Genomic DNA, 18634 nt, shown 5'->3' with positions numbered 1-18634 from the left:
CTTCATTAATTCATACAGAAACAGGGATCATAAACAAAAACGCTGGCGCAGCGCTGCGGCGCAACGCAAAAATTGCGCATCGCCGCTCTGCTGCCAGCGGACTTCAAACCACATCAGCATCAGGTAATCAACCCATGGCAGCCAGCGTTGCACCTGGCGGCCCAGCGCCGTCAGGTCGTGATAGCCCTGGCGAGCGTACTGCTGCAAAAACTCACGCTGCGCGGCGGCAGACCACTGATTGAAACGGAACAGGGCCGCCAGTTCGAGCGCCACATCGCCGTCGCCGGCGTATTCCCAGTCAATCAGCCGCAGCCGCGTCTGCTGTTTTATTAAGTTTTCCGGGTGAATATCCATATGCAGCGGCGCCAGCTTCAGCGGCCGCGGCGGCTTCGCCTGCAAAAAATGGCGTTGCCAGCGCAGCCAGGCCGGAGTAATGCGTCGCCGGTCAAGCTGCTGCCAATAGCGTCGGTATTGGGCCGGCAGATTCAGCCGATAACCGCTGCGCGGCCGGCGATGCAGCGTGGCAATCAGCGCCGCCAGTTCGCCCCCTTGCCGATAATGCTCAAAACCGTCGCTAGTGACAACGTCACCAGCAAGCCATTCCACCACCAGCCAGCGCTGATCTTGCGCTAGCGGCTGTGGCCCCAACGCCCCGGCGCTGCGCCGCAGCACGCGCGCTTCGCGCCGGCGGTTGACCCCCAGCGCCGCTTTTTCCGTCCCCTGCTGACGCGCCAGCAGCACTGCGCCATCGGCGGTCTGGATACGCCAGCTTTCACCGGTCAGGCCGGCTACCGGGCTGAAACGACTACCGGCGGTTTTCACCGCCGGCAGTTTGTGTTGCAAGAGTTGCTGCAGCTCGGCCTCAGCGTTTAACCGCGCCATTGCCCGACCAGATGATTTCGCCGGTCTGCACCAGCATCAGCTGCATATCCAATTGCGGTGACTTCACATCGCCGCTGGCGTCGCTGTACAGTACGTATTGCGCGTTGACAATACGCGCCAGGCCAATCGCCTTGCTGCGTGAACCCAGGCTGTCTTCCGCCGACAGCCCCAGCGTCTGCTTGGCGCTGGTCAGCTGCGCCTGCGGCACCACGGTAAAGGTCTGGTTGGCGCCCAGCGCCTTGTGCAGCGCCGCGGTCGCCTTGCCGGTCTGCAAAGAACCGTTGGTATTATTTTTCACGCTATCGAGCAGCAACACGCTGCCCGGCGTCACGCCATCGGCTTTCAGCATCTGCGCAATCAGCGGCTGTACGCTGCCCAGCCAGTTAAAACTCTGAATCTTCGGCGGCTGCGGCACCGGTTCCGAGGTTGGCGGCTCCGGCTGCTCCGGTACCGGCGTCGTCTCCTCCGGCGTCACCGGCGTGATCGTCGCCGGCGGTTCCGGCTGTTCAGGCGGACGCTGTGGACAACCGGTCAATACCAACGCGGCCGCTGCCACAAACAGATACTTTTTCATTATTTTCTCCAACTGGCCCGAGGATTATAAAAATAGATACAGGCGCGCACGCTTGGCATCAAAGTTGCCATTAATCGAATAAACCTGCGCCGTCGCATTCGGCGCGATGGTAATGGCGCGCGGTTTTTCAAACGGACGAATATCCAGCCCCTGGTCGTCATACCAATAGAAACGGTAGCGCAGAGTGACCGAGGTCGGCTGCGTATTGCTGAGCACCGCGGTAGCGATCACTCTACCGGAGGCATCATTTACCACCGGCCTGTCGGCCAAAATGCCGGCGGTCAGCACCGATGGCTCCATCACCACCGTCTGTCGTTCATTAACCGCGATCCCCTGCGGGCTGCTGCAACCCATCAGTATCGCGGCGGGCAGCGCCAGCGCCATTAGGCAACGCAGCGGTTTGTGATAGCGCATGGCGGCTTCCTCAATCAGTGTGACAGCATAGGGCCGAGGGCATGGCCGCCCACCAGGTGCATATGAATATGATAGACCTCCTGGCCGCCGTGGCGATTGCAGTTGACGATCAGGCGGTAGCCATCCTCGGCGATGCCTTCCTGCTCGGCAATTTTCGCCGCCACGGTCATCATCCGCCCCAGCGCCGCCTCATGCTCGCTGGTCACGTCGTTCACCGTCGGGATCAGTACGTTCGGCACGATCAGGATATGCGTCGGCGCTTTCGGCGCGATATCGCGGAAAGCGGTCACCAGCTCGTCCTGATACACCACATCGGCAGGGATTTCACGGCGGATAATTTTACTGAAAATCGTTTCTTCGGCCATCTGGAATTCCTTGTTAGCGTTAAAGAAAAAGGTATACGCAGTATGAGTGACAAATTCTACCGCTTTCAACCTGATTGCGCACTTTCTACATCGAGTGGCGCAGAATCAGACAATCCCGGCGCAGCACCGCTAATTAACTGCGGCGCATGGCTGCGCATCCAGTCGGCCAGCGAATCCAGCGTCGGGCGCAGCGTCTTGCCCAGCGGGGTAATCTGGTATTCCACCCGCGGCGGCACCTGCGGAAATATTTGCCGCGTCACCAGACCGCGTCGTTCGAACTGGCGCAGCTGACGCGTCAGCTCCTTTTGTGCAATCGGCGCCACGGCGCGCTGCAGTTCCCCAAAGCGCACCGACGCATCCATCAGGATCAGGCGGTACAAAATCGGTATCGCCCACTTGCCGGACAACAGATTGACAAAATCCACCATCGGGCACGGCTGCCCCGCCGCCGGCAGCGCCGCCAAATTTTTTTCCTGCTCGCTATGCGCGGAACCCGTCATTTCATACCTCCCGGCGCCTTGGTATCCATTCGGTACCTACTATGCAAAGGATAGTTTTGCCGTAAATAATGCCAGCAAGCTCAGCAGGAGGAAACCGTAATGACACGATTAGCAGACAAATACGCGCTGATTACCGGCGCAACCAGCGGCATCGGGTTGGAAACCGCCCGTCAGTTTATTGCCGAAGGCGCCAACGTGGCGATAACCGGCCGTTCGTCACGCGGCCTGGAGGAAGCGCAACGGCAGTTGGGCGAAGCGATCGCGTTGCAAAATGACGCCGGGGATATTGCCCAACAGCGCCAGCTGGCGCAGCAGTTGGCACAGCGCTGGCCGCGTCTGGACGTGCTGTATATCAACGCCGGCGACGTCACCCACCAGCCGCTGGAGCGGTGGGACGAGCAGGGCTACGACCGTCTGATGAATACCAACCTCAAGGGGCCATTTTTCCTGATCCAGGCGCTGCTGCCGCTGCTGGCCAACCCGGCGTCGATTATTCTGTGCGGTTCGGTCAGCGCCCATATCGGTCTGCCGCAAAGCAACGTCTACGCCGCCAGCAAAGCCGCCCTGCTGTCGCTGGCGCGCACCCTGTCCGGCGAGCTGCATACCCGCGGCATCCGCGTGAACAGCCTCAGCCCCGGCCCCACCGAGACGCCGGCCTTCGGCAAGCTGGGGCTGCAGGATAAGGATGAACAAACGCTGAAGGACGAGATCCGCGCGCTGGTGCCAATCGGCCGGATGGGCACCAGCTGGGAGTTAGCCAAAGGTGCGGTCTTCCTCGCCTCTGATGAGTCGGCGTTTATGGTAGGCACTGAACTACAGATGGACGGCGGCGTGGGCAATTTATAGCCGCAGCGGCAGTCACCTCCGTCCGCCCTCTGAGTGTACAACGTCACCGTTGCGTCGATAATTGTTATGTTATATTGTAACTTTTCATTTTTTATATCGCTGGGAGATATACGGTGACGATTCATTTTGGCAAGTTGGCGCTCGCGCTGGGAACGCTGCTTATCAGCAGCCAGGCACTGGCGCATGCCCATCATTCACACGGTAAGCCGATGACGGACGTCGAGCTGAAGGCCGCCGCAGGCGTTTTTGACGATAAACAGGTGCAGGACAGAACGCTAAGCGATTGGGATGGCGTCTGGCAGTCGGTGTACCCTTATCTGCTAAACGGCGATCTCGACCCGGTATTTAAAAAGAAAGCGGAAAAGGACAAGAGCAAAACCTTCGCCAAGGTGAAAGCCTATTATCGCCAAGGGTACGCCACAGATGTGGACACCATAGGCATTGAAAACGGCGTGATGGAATTTCACCGCGGCGATAAAGTCAGCAGCTGCAAATACGATTATGCCGGCCATAAAATCCTGACCTATACGTCAGGCAAGAAAGGCGTGCGCTACCTGTTCGAATGCCAGGATGCCGGCAGCCAGGCGCCTAAATACGTGCAGTTCAGCGACCATACTATCGGCCCGCGCAAATCGGCCCACTACCATATCTTTATGGGAAATACCTCTCAGGAGGCGCTGCTGAAGGAGATGGATAACTGGCCGACCTATTACCCGTATCAACTGGAAGGGAAGCAGGTGGTGGACGAAATGCTGCATCACTGAAGGCTAAGGCCGGATGATGACCTGCCGGTTCACCGGGATTCAGGCAATCTAATTACGGTGTACGGTGCTGATTTCATGCTTAGTAACACAGGCTTTACGCATGGCGATCTCCTTCATTGGTAATGATGAGTATGCCGGAAGATCTCTCAATGTGAATGGTTCGATTATGCGGGATACTTACAATACCATCAGACTTTATCCCGCAGGACGCGTTCCCCACATCCCACTACGGGCGCGATCAGTTCAACCTCTCATTTAAGAAGAAGCCCCGCCTATCGCGGGGCTCTTTTCGTTATAGTCAATTACTAAGTATGTCATTCAAGCCAGCAATGAGACCGGGGAAATAGCTCTGATCGATGAGCATCCCTCCTTGCATGGTCCATAAGGTCAACATACTCGGGCAAACCTTGAAGTTGAAACCTATGGTGTCAGTATCTTTAGCCTGGACAATTTCACAGTTAAACGTTGGAACACGAGGAGAATAGTCGATCTCTTCAGGAAAGCGCCCTTGTGATAAAGACTGATAAAACTGCTCTAATTGATCGCGTAATGTCTTAATATCAAACAGACTAAACTCGCACTCGCATTGCAGGCTCATGCCCGATCCCTGCACCTCCAACCAGCAGATAATCAGATCTTGATTTCTGTCTTCAATTTCTTCCAATCTTTCAACGAACGTGAATCTAAACAGGGAATCGTCTGCTTTTATCTCAAACATAATCACTTTTCTCAGAGGAGGTTGTCGTAATGAAAGTGCGTAATCGTCCAGTCTTTTTCTCTGACGACCACGTGCAGTTTATAACGTGTACGTACATATTGAATCTGGTCGCCCACCTTGCGTTTAACCAGTCTGTTCATTTCTGCACGGTAAACAAATTGTCCTGTCACTCCATGAGGGTCGGGACGTCTAACACCATATCGGATAGCTTTCTCCTGGATTTGCAATGGTACAAAACGCCCAGGGTCTCTCATTCGTCGAGCAACGGTTTCCGTAACCTTTAGGTTTCGCGCCGACAGCCCTAACTTTAGGCGTCCACGTAGAAAACTCATCGTTGCATTACTGAGTTTCACAGAGATAGCGGCCTTCGTGCCAGCCTCGAGCAGTGCCCGCCCTGTACGAAGAATGCGAAATACACCAAACGCTATTAGTGCCAGATCGCCCTGCATTAACCACTTTCGTGCTCACCGCGGACACCATGTGGACACTGGAAATGGAAAGCATTAATAAATCAACTATATAATAAATAAAAAAGGGAGGCTTTCGCCTCCCTCCGTTGATGCCTGTCTGAATCAGTGATTACGGATATATTCATCCATATCGGTTTTCAGGTTATCGGACTTGGTGCCGAAGATGGCCTGAACGCCGGAACCGGCAACCACCACGCCGGCGGCGCCCAGTTTCTTCAGACCGGCCTGGTCAACCTTGGACACGTCGGCCACGCTGACGCGCAGACGGGTGATACAGGCATCCAGGTTAGTGATGTTGTCTTTGCCGCCGAATGCCTGCACCAGCGCAGCGGACATTTCCGTGCCGCCCTGCGCACTTTGGTCAGCAGAGCTGTCTTCACGACCCGGGGTTTTCAGATCCAGCTTGGCAATCAGCACGCGGAAGATGGTGTAGTACACCAGACCGTAAACGATACCGACGATCGGGAACAGCCAGATTTTGCTGCTGTTGCCGCTCAGTACGATAAAGTCGATCAGACCGTGTGAGAAGCTGGTGCCGTCGCGCATGCCGAGCAGAATACAGATCGGGAACGCCAGGCCGGCCAGAATCGCGTGAATCGCATACAGCACCGGCGCCACGAACATGAAGGAGAATTCGATCGGTTCGGTAATCCCGGTCAGGAACGAGGTCAGCGCCGCGGAGATCATGATGCCGCCCACTTTCGCGCGGTTTTCAGGCTTCGCCGAGTGCCAGATGGCGATAGCCGCCGCCGGCAGACCGTACATTTTGAACAGGAAGCCGCCGGACAGTTTACCTGCGGTCGGGTCACCCGCCATATAGCGTGGGATATCGCCGTGGAACACCTGGCCCGCCGCGTTGGTGAACTCGCCGATTTGCATCTGGAACGGCACGTTCCAGATATGGTGCAGACCAAACGGCACCAGAGAACGCTCAACAACCCCGTAGATGCCGAACGCCACTACCGGGTTCTGGTAGGCCGCCCACTGCGAGAAGGTCTGAATGGCGCTGCCGATTGGTGGCCAAATGAAGGAGAGCAGCACGCCCAGCACGATCGCCGCCAGGCCGGAGATAATCGGCACAAAGCGTTTACCGGCAAAGAAGCCGAGGTATTCCGGCAACTGGATACGGAAGAAACGGTTAAACATATAGGCCGCAATGGAGCCGGAGATAATCCCCCCAAGCACGCCGGTATCCGCCAGGTGTTTGGCGGCAATCTCTTCGGCCGGCAGATGCAGCACCAGCGGCGCCACCACCGCCATGGTTTTCACCATGATGCCGTAAGCCACTACCGCCGCCAGCGCGGAAACGCCGTCGTTATTGGTGAAGCCCAGCGCAACGCCGATGGCGAAGATCAACGGCATATTGGCGAACACGGAACCGCCCGCCTCCGCCATCACATGCGAGACTACCGCGGGCAGCCAGCTAAAGTTGGCTGAACCGACGCCCAGCAGAATACCTGCAATAGGCAGTACGGATACCGGCAGCATCAGCGATTTACCTACTTTTTGCAGGTTTGCGAATGCATTTTTGAACATAGTTGAGTGTGCTCCTGAGTAATAGGCTTAGCGACTTCTTGTTGCGCGATTTTCGCGCTGCAGAGGAGGAAGGAAACCCTCTACAATTCAGGGTGTCTGAGCACCCCTTGAATTTTTACGCAGAGTAAAATAAATACCTCGGACATTGTTTGATGGCAGTCACGTTTCAATCAATAACCCCTGTACTATTTCTGAAATTGGCGGTTTTTTGTAAAAAAAGGTGAATACGCATCCGTTAACGGGCCGAACGGGGGAGGAACCTTACCCGTTCAGCCGATTAATTACGAGAGTTAAAATAATTCCCGCGCATCGTGGCGGCAACCTAAGCCTAGGTCATGAATCAGAATTTGATGTGAAATAAGCGAGAAAAATTGGCGGTAGTGGCGGCGGCCAGCTCTTCCAGGCTTACGCCTTTCAGAACCGCCATATATTCAGCCACGTCGCGTACGTAGGCCGGTTGGTTTTCTTTGCCACGGTGCGGTACCGGGGCCAGATAAGGCGAGTCGGTTTCCACCAGCATACGATCCAGCGGCACATAGCGCGCCACATCGCGCAGCTGCTCGGCATTACGGAAGGTAACAATGCCGGAGAAGGAGATATAGAAGCCCAGATCCAGCAACACTTCGGCGGTCGCCCGGTCTTCCGTAAAGCAGTGCAGCACGCCGCCACACTCCTGCACCTGCTCTTCACGCAGAATCGCCAGCGTGTCTTCCCGTGCATCGCGGGTATGCACAATCACCGGCTTGTTCAGATCGCGGCCAATGCGGATATGCTGACGAAACGACTCCTGCTGCAGCGCCCAGTTATCCTTCTGGTAGAAATAGTCCAGCCCGGTCTCTCCCAGCGCCACCACCTGTTCCGCCGCCGCCAGCTGGCGCAGCTCGGCGTAGTCATAGCCCCCTTCCAGGTTTAACGGGTGCACGCCGCAGGAGAACGCCACGTCAGGGCGCTCGCCAATCAGTGCCGTCATCGAGCGGTAACCCGGCAAAGTGGTGGCGACCGCCAACACATAGCCCACGTCGCGCGCTTTGGCCTTCGCCAGCGCGTCGTCCACGTTTTGGTGCAGCGCCTGATAGTCCAGGCTGTCGAGGTGGCAGTGAGAATCGACTAACAACATAATTTTTAACTCTTTACAGCGAATGAGGATGAGTATAGCCGCTGGCTGTGAACATCTGTTCCCAGCCCAGCAGACGTTCGGTCAGCAGCAGTTCACGGTTAACGCCCACCACGCTGAGTAATTGATGCCGGCAGTGCAGCCACTGCTGCACGCTATGCTGCAGCGAGCTGCTGCTTAACCGCGCCGCCAACAGTTGCACCAGCTGCTGTTGATCCTGGTTGAGCACAAACGCCGCAGCGCCCTGCTGCCACTTCATAGCGTCCATCAACAGCGCACATAGCCAGTGCAGCCGCTCGGCGGCTTCATCGTGGTTCAACTGCGGCAACAGCTGCAGCATATCCTGCGACTGCAGCGCATTGCCAAGCGCCGTACACAGCGCGCTGCGCTGCTGCCAGCGTTCCGGCTGCAGCAGACGTTCGGCAGCCAGCGGCGCGCCGTCATGCAGGCGTAAAGCCGTCAGACGCTCCGTCTGAGTACCGGCCGCGCCCTGCCGCTCCAGCCATTGCAGGCTCAGCGCTTCATCAGGGCTGGACAGGTGCCAGTACAGACAGCGGCTGCGCAGCGTTGCCAACAGGTTGGACGGCTCGCGGCAGCTCAACAGAAAATAGGTGTGCGCCGGCGGCTCTTCCAGCGTTTTGAGCAACGCATTGGCCGCCGCCTCGGTCAGCTGTTCCGCCTGCGGCAACCACACAACTTTGGCGCCGCCCTGCTGCGCATGGGCATACAGGGTTTCACTCAGTTGACGCACCGGTTCGATACCCAGGCTGCTTTTCCCTTTTTCCGCCGCTAACACGTGATAATCCGGATGGCTGCCCGCCATCATCAGGCGACAGCTGTGGCACTCTCCGCAGCTTTTTTCCCCGTTGCGCCGCTGGCAAATCAGCCAGCGACTGATGCCGTAAACCAGCGCGTCGTCGCCGTTGCCGGCCGCCGCATGCAGCAGCAGCGCATGGTGGCCGCGCCCGCCGGCATATTGCCCGACGAGTTGCCGATAGGGCGTATTCAGCCACGGATACCAATTCATCAGGCCGTTTCCTGTTGCTGCAGCCACACGCTGACGCATTGACGAATGTCGGCGGTGACCTGTTCCAGCGTCTGCGCCGCATTCACGGTGACGATCGAATCATCCGCCGCGGCCAGTTGCAGATAGCGCTCGCGCGTGCGTTCAAAGAACGGCAGCGCCTCCTGTTCAATGCGGTCCAGCGCGCCGCGCGCCTGCGCGCGCTGCAGCCCAACCAGCGGTGGCAGGTCGAGATACAGGGTTAAGTCGGGGCGGAAATCACCCAGCACGGTATCCCGCAGCGACGCCATCAGCTGCGGGTCGACGCCACGACCGCCGCCCTGATAGGCCTGTGACGACAGGTCGTGACGATCGCCAACCACCCAGGCGCCGCGCGCCAGAGCCGGTTTAATCACCGTTTCTACCAGCTGCACCCGTGCCGCATATAACATCAGCACTTCCGCCTTGATGGTGGGCAGTTCGCCTTCATAGCCACGCTTAAACAGATCGCGCAGTTTTTCCGCCAGCGGCGTACCGCCCGGCTCACGGGTAAAGACCATGTCGTCGATACCGTGCTCGCGCAATACGCTGACCACCGTATCGCGTGCGGTGGTTTTCCCTGCGCCTTCCAGCCCCTCAATGACCACGAATTTACTTTTCATTCTTTTCCTTCACTAGCTGGCGATAAATCCGCACCGCCTTATTATGGCTGGCCAGATTGGTGGTAAAGGTGTGCCCACCCTTGCCGTCAGCAACAAAATAGAGATAAGGCGTTTTTTCCGGCTGTGCCGCCGCCGTCAGCGATGCCTGGCTCGGCATGGCGATCGGCGTCGGCGGTAGTCCGCTGATCGTATAGGTGTTATAGGCCGTCGGCGTATCCAGATCCTTACGGGTAATGGTGCCAGTATAGCGCGCGCCCATGCCGTAGATCACCGTCGGATCGGTCTGCAGCCGCATGCCGATGCGCAGGCGGTTGACGAATACCGACGCCACCTTGCCGCGCTCCGCCGCCACGGCGGTCTCTTTCTCGATGATGGAGGCCATGGTCAGCAGCTGCTCCGGCGTTTTATACGGCAGCGCCTTGTCACGTTTCTGCCAGGCGTCGTCCAGCGCTTTTTCCATCCGCACATGGGCTCGCTTCAGCAGAGCGATATCGCTCATGCCGGCGGTATAGGAATAGGTATCCGGGTACAGACGCCCTTCCGGATGCGCATCTTCCGGCATGCCCAGCGCAGCGGCGATTTCCGCCTCGCTTTTACCGGCCAGCGTATGCTTCAGGTATTTTGCCTGCTGCAGAATACTCATCCAGTCGCTCAGGCGCGATCCTTCGATAAAACGTGCGTTGAACTGTGCTTCTTTACCGCTGGCCAGCAACTCCAGCATCTGGCGTACCGTCATCCCCGGGGTGAAACGATAGGTACCGGCTTTAAACTCCGCCAGTTTCGGCTCAATCTTCAGCAACCACGGGAACCATTTGCCGCTGCGGATCAGTTTGTCGCGCACCAGCAGCCCTTCCAGCGCCACCCGTCCGGTACCCGCCGGCAGTTTAAAGATAGTCTCCTGCTTAATCGCCAGCGGCGTATCGGCAAAGCGTTCAACCTTCTGATAGCCCCAGAACAGCAGGGCCAAAATCACGACGACGAGCAGTGCAACAAACTTTACTTTCTTCATTAATCGGCCTGGTTAAATTTGGTGTCGTAAAAACTCATAAAGCTGGCGCGAATCATAGCGCCACAAATGGGCGGTATTGACCGGCAATAACGGCATCAGCGCGTTACTGATCAACACCTCTTCTGCCGCCGCCAGCGTTTCCGGCGGCTCGGCGACGTAATGCAGCGTATATTCGCTGTCCGTCAGTAACTCAATCACCCGGCGACGCATTAAACCCGCCACGCCCGACTGACTCAAATCGGGGGTATATACCGCTTTCCCCTTACGCCAGAATAAATTAGCCGCACAGCATTCCACCAGCAGCCCTGCGGTGTCAAGCACCAGCGCCTCGTCGGCGTCAGTCTGCTCAAGATGCGCACGGATCAACACCTGTTCCAGCCGGTTCAGATGTTTAATGCCCGCCAGCAGCGGGTTACGCGCCAGCGGCACCGGGCTTAGCGCCAGGCTGACGCCCTGCTCGCGCCACTGCAGGTAGTGCTGCGGATACGCACCGCATGACACGATACGGGTTGGCTGCTCACAGCCGGCAGGACTATAGCCGCGCCCGCCGACGCCCCGCGTCACGATGGTTTTGACCACGCCAAGCGGGATTGATTCTGCCGCCTGACGCATTTCCTGCTCTAGTGCCGCCCAGTCCAGCGACGGCAGCAGCAGGCGCTGTGATGCCTGCTGCAGGCGTTCAAGATGCCAGGACAGCAGATCTATCCGGCCATCAACCACGCGTGCGGTGGTAAAGCAGCCGTCGCCGAACTGTATACCGCGGTCGCCAGCCGCCAGCGCGTCACTCTGCGTTCCATTAATCCAGTACATAGCACTTTCCCCTGCTTCCCGTATCTCGGCGTACAGGATAACAGGCGCAGCGGGCCAGATCCCGGACGACAGACGTAAAAAAGCCCGGTATAAACCGGGCTTTTAATCTAGAGTGCAACCACGTTACACGCGACGGAAAATCAACGAGCCGTTGGTGCCGCCAAAACCGAAGGAGTTACACAGCGTGTACTCCATATCTTTGGTCTGACGCGCTTCATTCGGCACGAAGTCCAGATCGCAACCTTCATCCGGGTTATCCAGGTTGATGGTTGGCGGCACGGCCTGATCGCGCAGCGCCAGCACGGTGAAGATCGACTCAATCGCCCCCGCCGCCCCTAACAGGTGACCGGTCATGGATTTTGTCGAACTTACCATCACGTGTGCGGCATCGGCGCCAAATATCGATTTCACCGCCTCTGCCTCGGCCTTATCGCCTGCCGGGGTAGAGGTACCGTGAGCATTGATATAATCGATCTGTCCGGCATTCAGGCCGGCATCGCTCAGGGCATTCGCCATCGCCAATGCAGCGCCCGCGCCGTTTTCCGGTGGTGACGTCATGTGGTAGGCATCGCTGCTCATACCAAAGCCGACCACTTCCGCATAAATTTTAGCACCGCGTTTTTTCGCATGTTCGTACTCTTCGAGCACCATCATGCCTGCACCGTCGCCCAGAACAAAACCGTCACGGTCTTTATCCCAAGGGCGGCTGGCGGCCTGCGGATCATCATTGCGGGTGGAGAGCGCGCGTGCGGCGCCGAAGCCGCCTACGCCTAATGGCGTACTGGCTTTTTCCGCCCCGCCGGCCAGCATCACGTCGGCATCATTGTAGGCAATGATACGCGCCGCATGGCCGATATTGTGCACGCCGGAAGTACAGGCGGTGGCAATCGAAATGCTCGGCCCACGCATGCCATACATGATGGTCAGGTGGCCGGCAATCATATTAACGATGGTCGACGGCACGAAGAACGGGCTGATCTTGCGCGGACCGCCGTTAACCAGCGAACTGTGGTTTTCTTCAATCAAACCCAGGCCGCCAATGCCGGAGCCAATCGCGGCGCCAATACGGCAGGCGTTAGCCTCGGTGATGTCCAGCCCGGCGTCCTGCATGGCCTGCATGCCGGCAGCAATACCGTACTGGATAAACAGATCCATCTTGCGCGCATCTTTGCGGGAGATGAAATCTTCGCAATTAAAATTCTTTACTAGGCCGGCAAACTTGGTTGCATAGGCAGTAGTATCGAAATGGTCAATCAGGCTGATGCCACTCTGACCGGCAAGAAGTGCGTTCCATGTGGACTCGACCGTGTTGCCGACAGGAGACAACATGCCCAGTCCAGTCACAACTACTCGACGCTTAGACACGTTTGTCCTCCAAGGAGGGATAATATGACACTAGGATAGAAAAACTTAGGCGGTCGAGTGACCGCCTAGATATGTTCGCTTACTGCTGGCTAGCGTTGATGAAATCAATAGCTGCCTGAACAGTAGTGATTTTCTCAGCTTCTTCGTCTGGAATCTCGGTGTCGAATTCTTCTTCCAGTGCCATTACCAGTTCAACGGTGTCAAGAGAATCGGCGCCCAGGTCTTCAACGAAAGAAGCGCTATTTACCACTTCGTCCTCTTTAACACCCAGTTGCTCAACAATGATTTTCTTAACGCGTTCTTCGATAGTGCTCATACTCTTAAATTTCCTATCAAAACTCGCTTTCGCGATGGTTTTCGTAGTGTATAAAATGTTGAAAAAGATGCAACTAAATCCCGGCTGGTCAAACCACGATTTTACGCTATTTTGCGGTTTTTACCTCAAATAACGCAAATGGTTTTCGCATTTTTTAGACCATGTACATGCCGCCATTGACATGTAAGGTCTCACCGGTGATATAGCCAGCCTCATCAGAGGCTAAAAATGCAACAGCGCTGGCGATTTCTTTAGCATCCCCCAGACGATTAGCCGGTACAGATGCCAAAATGCCTGCACGCTGTTCTTCTGTCAACGCCCGTGTCATGTCCGTTTCAATAAAACCGGGCGCCACGACGTTGACCGTAATGCCACGAGAAGCAACTTCACGTGCCAAGGACTTGCTAAAGCCGATCAGGCCGGCTTTAGCCGCCGCATAGTTTGCCTGCCCTGCGTTCCCCATGGTGCCAACCACGGAACCGATGGTGATGATACGGCCAAAACGCTTTTTCATCATAGCTCGCATTACCGCTTTTGACAGACGGAATACGGAAGTCAGATTGGTGTCCAGGATATCCTGCCACTCATCGTCCTTCATACGCATCAGCAGATTATCACGCGTAATACCGGCATTATTCACTAAAATGTCGATTTCGCCAAATTCTGCGCGAATAGATTCTAAAACGCTGTCGATAGATTGCGTATCAACCACGTTCAATTTGAACCCTTTACCGCTCGCGCCCAGATAGTCGCTGATGGCTTCAGCGCCTTTGTCACTGGTCGCCGTGCCGATCACCTTGGCGCCGCGCGCAACAAACGATTCCGCAACAGCACGGCCAATACCGCGGCTGGCGCCGGTGACCAGAACAACTTTTCCTTCGAAGCTCATTGTTTTCCTCTTTATTGTGCAAGCGCCGCCGACAGAGTGGCGGGATCGTTGATCGCCGCCGCCGTCATCGTGTCAACGATGCGCTTGGTCAGGCCGGTGAGCACCTTGCCCGGGCCGACTTCCAGCAGAGAGCTCACGCCCTGCGCTGAGATAAATTCTACGCTTTCCGTCCAACGCACCGGGCTGTACAGCTGGCGCACCAGCGCGCTGCGGATCGCCTGCGGATCGGTTTCGATCTTCACGTCGACGTTGTTCACCACCGGGATCTGCGGCGTATTGAAGGTCACCGCCTCCAGCGCTACGGCCAGTTTGTCGGCCGCCGGCTTCATCAGCGCACAGTGGGAAGGCACGCTGACCGGCAGCGGCAGCGCGCGCTTGGCGCCGGCCGCTTTACAGGCCGCACCTGCGCGTTCGACCGCTTCTTTATTACCGGCAATCACCACCTGACCCGGCGAGTTGAAGTTAACCGGAGACACCACCTGCCCTTCGGCCGCATCGGCGCAGGCTTTGGCGATGGCGTCATTGTCCAGGCCGATAATTGCGTACATGGCGCCGGTGCCTGCCGGCACCGCTTCCTGCATCAGTTTGCCGCGCAGCTCGACCAGACGCACCGCCTCCTGGAAATCCAGAACGCCGGCGCACACCAGCGCAGAATATTCGCCCAGGCTGTGGCCCGCCATCAGCGCCGGCGCTTTACCGCCCTGCTGCTGCCATACGCGGAAAATCGCCACCGAGGCGGCCAGCAGCGCAGGCTGCGTCTGCCAGGTTTTATTCAGCTCTTCAGCCGGGCCCTGCTGCACCAGTTGCCACAGATCGTAGCCCAGCGCAGCAGATGCCTCGCTGAACGTCTGCTCAACAACGGGAAATTCAGCGGCCAGTTCGGCCAGCATGCCAACGGTCTGCGACCCCTGGCCCGGAAAAACAAAAGCAAATTGCGTCATTTTTATTTCCTGTCAATCAGAAACGAACCAGCGCCGAACCCCAGGTAAAGCCGCCGCCGAAAGCTTCAAGCAGCACCAGCTGGCCGCGCTGAATACGTCCATCGCGCACGGCTTCGTCCAGCGCCGCAGGTACCGAGGCGGCGGAGGTGTTGCCGTGTCTGTCGAGCGTCACCACCACTTTGTCCATCCCCATACCCAGTTTTTTCGCCGTCGCGCTGATGATGCGCAGATTGGCCTGATGCGGCACCAGCCAGTCCAGCTCGCTGCGGTCCAGGTTGTTGGCGTTCAGCGTTTCATCGACGATATGCGCCAGTTCGGTGACCGCCACTTTGAAGACTTCATTGCCCGCCATGGTGACATACGCCGGCTTGTCTTTATCCTGACGGTCTTTGTACGCCAGCGTCAACAGATCGCCATAATGGCCGTCCGCATGCAGATGGGTGGACAGGATGCCCGGCTGCTCGGAAGCCCCCAGCAGCACCGCGCCCGCGCCATCGCCGAACAGGATGATGGTGCCGCGGTCTTCAGGATCCAGCGTACGCGACAGCACGTCAGCGCCAATCACCAACGCATGCTTCACCGCACCGTTTTTGATGTATTGATCGGCCACGCTCAGCGCATAGGTAAACCCGGCGCAGGCCGCCGCAAGATCGAACGCCGCGCAGTCTTTAATGCCCAGCATATTCTGAATCTGGCAGGCAGAGCTCGGGAAGGCGTGGCTGGATGTGGTGGTCGCCACAATAATCAGACCGACATCTTCCTTGGCCACGCCGGCCATCGCCAGCGCATTGGACGCCGCCTCGAAGCCCATGGTCGCCACGCTTTCATCAGCGGCGGCGATACGACGCTCACGGATACCGGTACGCGTTACAATCCACTCGTCCGAGGTATCCACCATTTTTTCTAAATCAGCATTGGTGCGCACTTGTACGGGTAAATAACTCCCCGTACCGAGAATCTTTGTATACATGTACGATCAGTCACTCTTGGGTAATACAGCCTCAAGGCGCGCCGCAATCCGGTTGGGGATTTGCCGCTGCACCGCCTGCACAGCCTGTTCAATAGCTACCGCAAACGCCTTTTGGTTCGCAGCGCCGTGGCTCTTGATTACGGTGCCCCGCAATCCTAACAGACATGCACCATTATACTGGTCGGGGTTCAGGTGGCCGAAGCGTTTCGCCACCCGTTTTTGTAACCAACGGCCCAACAATTTTAACCACCACGCCTGCCTGCCACCGTCGCCTGACGATTTCAGCAGCGATAAAAATAGCCTTATTACGCCTTCCATTGTCTTCAGCGTAACATTGCCGACAAAGCCGTCGCAGACCATAACATCGGTTTTACCTGTGAGCAGATCATTGCCTTCCAGATAACCAATATAGTTGATTGTCGGAGTTTTTCTTAATACAGCGGCGGCTTCGCGAATATTATCTAAACCTTTGCTCTCTTCTTCGCCGATATTCAGCAGCGCCACGCGCGGCTGTGAGATACCGACCACCTCTTCCGCCATCACGGCGCCCATCACGGCAAACTGCACCAGCATCGTGCTGTCGCATTCCACATTCGCGCCCAGATCGAGCACCACTGTTTTACCATGTTGCTGATGCGGAAGCACCGTCATCAACGCCGGACGCTCAATGCCGTCCAGCGGCTTGAGCAACAGTTTGGCCAGCCCCATCAGCACGCCGGTATTGCCGGCGCTGACGCACGCCTGCGCTTCACCGTTTTTTATCAGCTCCAGCGCCACGCGCATAGACGTGCCGCGGCTGGCGCGGATCGCCTGAGAAAGCTTGGCGTCGCCGGCGATTACCGATGTAGCGGGCACGACGTGCAGACGCTCCAGCAAATGCGGATCGGCTTTGGCGAGTAAGGGAGAGATTGCGTCGGGATCGCCGACTAGCAGAAGATGGAGTTGTAAATTAGAGGCCAGTGCCTGCAATGAAGCAGGCACTGTGACGCAGGGACCGAAGTCCCCGCCCATAGCATCTAACGCCAGGGTTAGACGAGTCAAGGTATCGCTAACTTAGCCGATAACCTTGCGACCGCGGTAGAAACCGTCGGCAGTGATGTGGTGACGACGGTGGGTTTCACCAGATGCTTTGTCTACAGACAGGGTAGTCGTAGTCAGCGCATCGTGTGAACGACGCATGCCACGCTTGGAACGGGTTGGTTTGTTCTGTTGTACGGCCATGGACCTTACTCCTCGATTACTTACGCTTTAAACTGGCTAATACGGCAAACGGATTCGGTTTCTCCGCCTCTGCAGGCAGTTTGCCAAATACCATGTCCGCTTCGGACACTTCACAGTGTTCAGATTCATGTACCGGAACGACAGGCAGTGAAAGAATAATTTCGTCTTCAATCATTGCCAACAGATCGACTTCGCCAAACTCGTCAACTTCGATCGGTTCGTACGCTTCCGGTAATGCCTCAGCCTGCTCATCATTGACGACCGGGCTAAAACAATATGTTGTGTGTACATGATGCTGGAACGGCTCGCCGCAGCGCTGACACGATAACGTGACCGTGACATCTGCCTGACCGGTGATAACCGCCAAACGCTGGTTGTCGATATCAAACGACAATTCAGCGACAACATCGCTGTCCACACTGACCACGGACTCGGCAACACGAGTAACCTGCTCAGGCGCATAGACACCAACATAGTCCAGGCGTTTCTGAGCGGTACGTACCGCATCAATGGTCAAGGGTAATTTTACCTTTTGCATAGGGCGCGCATATTAACTTTGTAACGACATAGAGTCAAAGAAAAAGGCCGTGAAAACGGCACCTTTCACCAATATTCGCTTCCGCAGCGGCCGACAGTTTAAAATGCTGCCACCATTTACGCTACGGTTTACGAAAAAAATTATGCAACAACTTCTTCTGGCCTCCACCTCCCCTTACCGCAAAATGCTGCTGGAAAAACTGCATTTGCCCTTTATCACCGCCGCGCCGCAGGTGGATGAAGCCCCCCTGCCGGGCGAAAGCGCCGAAGCGCTGGTGTTGCGGCTGGCCGCCGCCAAGGCACAGGCGTTGGCGGACGCCTACCCCGATCGCCTGATCATCGGTTCCGATCAGGTGTGCGTGCTGAACGGACAGATTACGGGCAAGCCGCACAGCGAGCAGCAGGCCTGTGAACAGCTGCGCCAGGCCAGCGGCAATATCGTCACCTTCTATACCGGCCTGGCGCTGTACAACAGCCGCACGCAGCATCTTCAGGCGGTCTGCGAGCCGTATCAGGTGCATTTCCGCCCTCTCGGCGCGGAGGAGATCGCCAACTATGTGCGTATCGAACAGCCGCTGAACTGCGCGGGCAGTTTCAAAAGTGAGGGGCTGGGCATTGCCCTGTTCGACAAACTGACGGGCCGCGATCCCAACGCGCTGGTCGGGCTGCCGCTGATTACCCTGTTGGAGATGTTGCGGGCCGAAGGGATCAGCCCGCTGGCATAATGC

At 57.1% G+C, this 18634-nt stretch carries 23 protein-coding genes; 3 read left to right on the top strand and 20 right to left on the bottom strand.

All coding sequences use genetic code 11. The features are described 5' to 3' along the window. Positions 1-27 precede the first annotated feature (27 nt). From thiK to TAN611_RS09755, 5 genes are all read right to left on the bottom strand, one after another. On the bottom strand, positions 28-882 hold the full coding sequence (thiK, locus tag TAN611_RS09775) for a thiamine kinase (protein WP_203067629.1): 855 nt from the start codon (positions 880-882) through the stop codon (positions 28-30). Continuing rightward, entirely contained in the window at positions 863-1456 is a 594-nt protein-coding gene (lpoB, locus tag TAN611_RS09770) for a penicillin-binding protein activator LpoB (RefSeq protein WP_105230747.1), read from the bottom strand. The genes thiK and lpoB overlap by 20 nt, the downstream gene beginning before the upstream one ends. Positions 1457-1480: 24 nt before the next feature. Beyond that, positions 1481-1870: a YcfL family protein gene (locus tag TAN611_RS09765; protein WP_105230746.1), complete on the bottom strand. Its 390-nt coding sequence runs from the start codon at positions 1868-1870 to the stop codon at positions 1481-1483. A gap of 14 nt (positions 1871-1884) precedes the next feature. Then, a complete protein-coding gene (gene hinT, locus TAN611_RS09760; RefSeq protein WP_015671968.1) occupies positions 1885-2235 on the bottom strand; it encodes a purine nucleoside phosphoramidase in 351 nt (116 codons plus the stop codon). 65 nt (positions 2236-2300) lie between these two features. Next, positions 2301-2735: a helix-turn-helix domain-containing protein gene (locus TAN611_RS09755; protein ID WP_203067628.1), complete on the bottom strand. Its 435-nt coding sequence runs from the start codon at positions 2733-2735 to the stop codon at positions 2301-2303. Positions 2736-2834: 99 nt separating this feature from the next. Between TAN611_RS09755 and TAN611_RS09750 the strand changes: the two genes are divergently transcribed. Both TAN611_RS09750 and zinT read left to right on the top strand, forming a co-directional pair. Further along, on the top strand, positions 2835-3581 hold the full coding sequence (locus tag TAN611_RS09750) for an SDR family oxidoreductase (protein WP_187043285.1): 747 nt from the start codon (positions 2835-2837) through the stop codon (positions 3579-3581). 113 nt (positions 3582-3694) lie between these two features. Continuing rightward, complete coding sequence (zinT, locus tag TAN611_RS09745; RefSeq protein ID WP_197951895.1) at positions 3695-4345, top strand: metal-binding protein ZinT; 651 nt, start codon at positions 3695-3697, stop codon at positions 4343-4345. Between the two features lie 298 nt (positions 4346-4643). Here the strand turns inward: zinT and TAN611_RS09740 are convergent, their stop codons facing one another. From TAN611_RS09740 to yceD, 15 genes are all read right to left on the bottom strand, one after another. Further along, positions 4644-5063 carry a hypothetical protein gene (locus TAN611_RS09740; protein WP_203067627.1) on the bottom strand — a complete coding sequence of 140 codons (420 nt, stop codon included), beginning with the start codon at positions 5061-5063 and terminating at the stop codon, positions 4644-4646. Between the two features lie 572 nt (positions 5064-5635). Then, positions 5636-7069 (bottom strand): PTS glucose transporter subunit IIBC, encoded by a 1434-nt coding sequence (ptsG, locus tag TAN611_RS09735; protein ID WP_105230739.1) that lies wholly within the window; start codon positions 7067-7069, stop codon positions 5636-5638. 340 nt (positions 7070-7409) lie between these two features. Further along, positions 7410-8186, bottom strand: coding sequence for a metal-dependent hydrolase (locus TAN611_RS09730; protein WP_105230738.1), 777 nt, complete (start codon positions 8184-8186; stop codon positions 7410-7412). 13 nt (positions 8187-8199) lie between these two features. Then, positions 8200-9210 carry a DNA polymerase III subunit delta' gene (gene holB / locus TAN611_RS09725; protein WP_105230737.1) on the bottom strand — a complete coding sequence of 337 codons (1011 nt, stop codon included), beginning with the start codon at positions 9208-9210 and terminating at the stop codon, positions 8200-8202. Beyond that, entirely contained in the window at positions 9210-9848 is a 639-nt protein-coding gene (gene tmk / locus TAN611_RS09720) for a dTMP kinase (RefSeq protein ID WP_105230736.1), read from the bottom strand. Before tmk ends, holB begins: the two co-directional genes overlap by 1 nt. Continuing rightward, positions 9838-10857, bottom strand: a complete 1020-nt coding sequence (gene mltG, locus TAN611_RS09715) for an endolytic transglycosylase MltG (RefSeq protein ID WP_105230735.1) — start codon at positions 10855-10857, stop codon at positions 9838-9840. The genes tmk and mltG overlap by 11 nt, the downstream gene beginning before the upstream one ends. 12 nt (positions 10858-10869) lie before the next feature. Next, positions 10870-11667, bottom strand: coding sequence for an aminodeoxychorismate lyase (gene pabC / locus TAN611_RS09710; RefSeq protein WP_105230734.1), 798 nt, complete (start codon positions 11665-11667; stop codon positions 10870-10872). Between the two features lie 123 nt (positions 11668-11790). Beyond that, positions 11791-13032, bottom strand: coding sequence for a beta-ketoacyl-ACP synthase II (gene fabF / locus TAN611_RS09705; protein ID WP_105230733.1), 1242 nt, complete (start codon positions 13030-13032; stop codon positions 11791-11793). Between the two features lie 79 nt (positions 13033-13111). Further along, positions 13112-13348: an acyl carrier protein gene (gene acpP / locus TAN611_RS09700; RefSeq protein WP_015671952.1), complete on the bottom strand. Its 237-nt coding sequence runs from the start codon at positions 13346-13348 to the stop codon at positions 13112-13114. A gap of 154 nt (positions 13349-13502) precedes the next feature. After that, positions 13503-14237: a 3-oxoacyl-ACP reductase FabG gene (fabG, locus tag TAN611_RS09695; protein WP_203067626.1), complete on the bottom strand. Its 735-nt coding sequence runs from the start codon at positions 14235-14237 to the stop codon at positions 13503-13505. 11 nt (positions 14238-14248) lie between these two features. After that, a complete protein-coding gene (gene fabD / locus TAN611_RS09690; RefSeq protein WP_187043289.1) occupies positions 14249-15178 on the bottom strand; it encodes an ACP S-malonyltransferase in 930 nt (309 codons plus the stop codon). Positions 15179-15194: 16 nt separating this feature from the next. Next, the gene (locus TAN611_RS09685) at positions 15195-16148 is read right to left on the bottom strand and encodes a beta-ketoacyl-ACP synthase III (RefSeq protein ID WP_105230730.1); all 954 of its coding nucleotides are present in this window, start codon (positions 16146-16148) and stop codon (positions 15195-15197) included. A 6-nt stretch (positions 16149-16154) separates the two neighbouring features. Next, positions 16155-17189 (bottom strand): phosphate acyltransferase PlsX, encoded by a 1035-nt coding sequence (gene plsX, locus TAN611_RS09680; RefSeq protein WP_105230729.1) that lies wholly within the window; start codon positions 17187-17189, stop codon positions 16155-16157. A gap of 12 nt (positions 17190-17201) precedes the next feature. Beyond that, positions 17202-17369: a 50S ribosomal protein L32 gene (gene rpmF, locus TAN611_RS09675; RefSeq protein WP_015671947.1), complete on the bottom strand. Its 168-nt coding sequence runs from the start codon at positions 17367-17369 to the stop codon at positions 17202-17204. Between the two features lie 16 nt (positions 17370-17385). Then, on the bottom strand, positions 17386-17907 hold the full coding sequence (yceD, locus tag TAN611_RS09670; protein ID WP_105230728.1) for a 23S rRNA accumulation protein YceD: 522 nt from the start codon (positions 17905-17907) through the stop codon (positions 17386-17388). A 142-nt stretch (positions 17908-18049) separates the two neighbouring features. Between yceD and TAN611_RS09665 the strand changes: the two genes are divergently transcribed. After that, positions 18050-18631: a nucleoside triphosphate pyrophosphatase gene (locus TAN611_RS09665; protein WP_145961135.1), complete on the top strand. Its 582-nt coding sequence runs from the start codon at positions 18050-18052 to the stop codon at positions 18629-18631. The last annotated feature ends 3 nt before the right edge of the window (positions 18632-18634 follow it).

It is taken from the genome of Serratia sp. Tan611, from assembly GCF_905188235.1.
Lineage (GTDB): Bacteria > Pseudomonadota > Gammaproteobacteria > Enterobacterales > Enterobacteriaceae > Serratia_B > Serratia_B rhizosphaerae.
This window is presented reverse-complemented; position numbering and strand designations above follow the sequence as displayed.

Excerpts from the sequence above, each read along its gene's own strand:
- fabG (WP_203067626.1), bottom strand. The coding sequence starts at position 14,237 with ATGAGCTTCGAAGGAAAAGTTGTTCTGGTCACCGGCGCCAGCCGCGGT.
- rpmF (WP_015671947.1), bottom strand. The coding sequence starts at position 17,369 with ATGGCCGTACAACAGAACAAACCAACCCGTTCCAAGCGTGGCATGCGT.
- TAN611_RS09685 (WP_105230730.1), bottom strand. The coding sequence starts at position 16,148 with ATGTATACAAAGATTCTCGGTACGGGGAGTTATTTACCCGTACAAGTG.
- TAN611_RS09755 (WP_203067628.1), bottom strand. The coding sequence starts at position 2,735 with ATGACGGGTTCCGCGCATAGCGAGCAGGAAAAAAATTTGGCGGCGCTG.
- lpoB (WP_105230747.1), bottom strand. The coding sequence starts at position 1,456 with ATGAAAAAGTATCTGTTTGTGGCAGCGGCCGCGTTGGTATTGACCGGT.
- TAN611_RS09765 (WP_105230746.1), bottom strand. The coding sequence starts at position 1,870 with ATGCGCTATCACAAACCGCTGCGTTGCCTAATGGCGCTGGCGCTGCCC.
- ptsG (WP_105230739.1), bottom strand. The coding sequence starts at position 7,069 with ATGTTCAAAAATGCATTCGCAAACCTGCAAAAAGTAGGTAAATCGCTG.
- TAN611_RS09730 (WP_105230738.1), bottom strand. The coding sequence starts at position 8,186 with ATGTTGTTAGTCGATTCTCACTGCCACCTCGACAGCCTGGACTATCAG.
- yceD (WP_105230728.1), bottom strand. The coding sequence starts at position 17,907 with ATGCAAAAGGTAAAATTACCCTTGACCATTGATGCGGTACGTACCGCT.
- holB (WP_105230737.1), bottom strand. The coding sequence starts at position 9,210 with ATGAATTGGTATCCGTGGCTGAATACGCCCTATCGGCAACTCGTCGGG.
- TAN611_RS09750 (WP_187043285.1), top strand. The coding sequence starts at position 2,835 with ATGACACGATTAGCAGACAAATACGCGCTGATTACCGGCGCAACCAGC.
- tmk (WP_105230736.1), bottom strand. The coding sequence starts at position 9,848 with ATGAAAAGTAAATTCGTGGTCATTGAGGGGCTGGAAGGCGCAGGGAAA.
- hinT (WP_015671968.1), bottom strand. The coding sequence starts at position 2,235 with ATGGCCGAAGAAACGATTTTCAGTAAAATTATCCGCCGTGAAATCCCT.
- acpP (WP_015671952.1), bottom strand. The coding sequence starts at position 13,348 with ATGAGCACTATCGAAGAACGCGTTAAGAAAATCATTGTTGAGCAACTG.
- TAN611_RS09740 (WP_203067627.1), bottom strand. The coding sequence starts at position 5,063 with ATGTTTGAGATAAAAGCAGACGATTCCCTGTTTAGATTCACGTTCGTT.
- pabC (WP_105230734.1), bottom strand. The coding sequence starts at position 11,667 with ATGTACTGGATTAATGGAACGCAGAGTGACGCGCTGGCGGCTGGCGAC.
- mltG (WP_105230735.1), bottom strand. The coding sequence starts at position 10,857 with ATGAAGAAAGTAAAGTTTGTTGCACTGCTCGTCGTCGTGATTTTGGCC.
- thiK (WP_203067629.1), bottom strand. The coding sequence starts at position 882 with ATGGCGCGGTTAAACGCTGAGGCCGAGCTGCAGCAACTCTTGCAACAC.
- fabD (WP_187043289.1), bottom strand. The coding sequence starts at position 15,178 with ATGACGCAATTTGCTTTTGTTTTTCCGGGCCAGGGGTCGCAGACCGTT.
- TAN611_RS09665 (WP_145961135.1), top strand. The coding sequence starts at position 18,050 with ATGCAACAACTTCTTCTGGCCTCCACCTCCCCTTACCGCAAAATGCTG.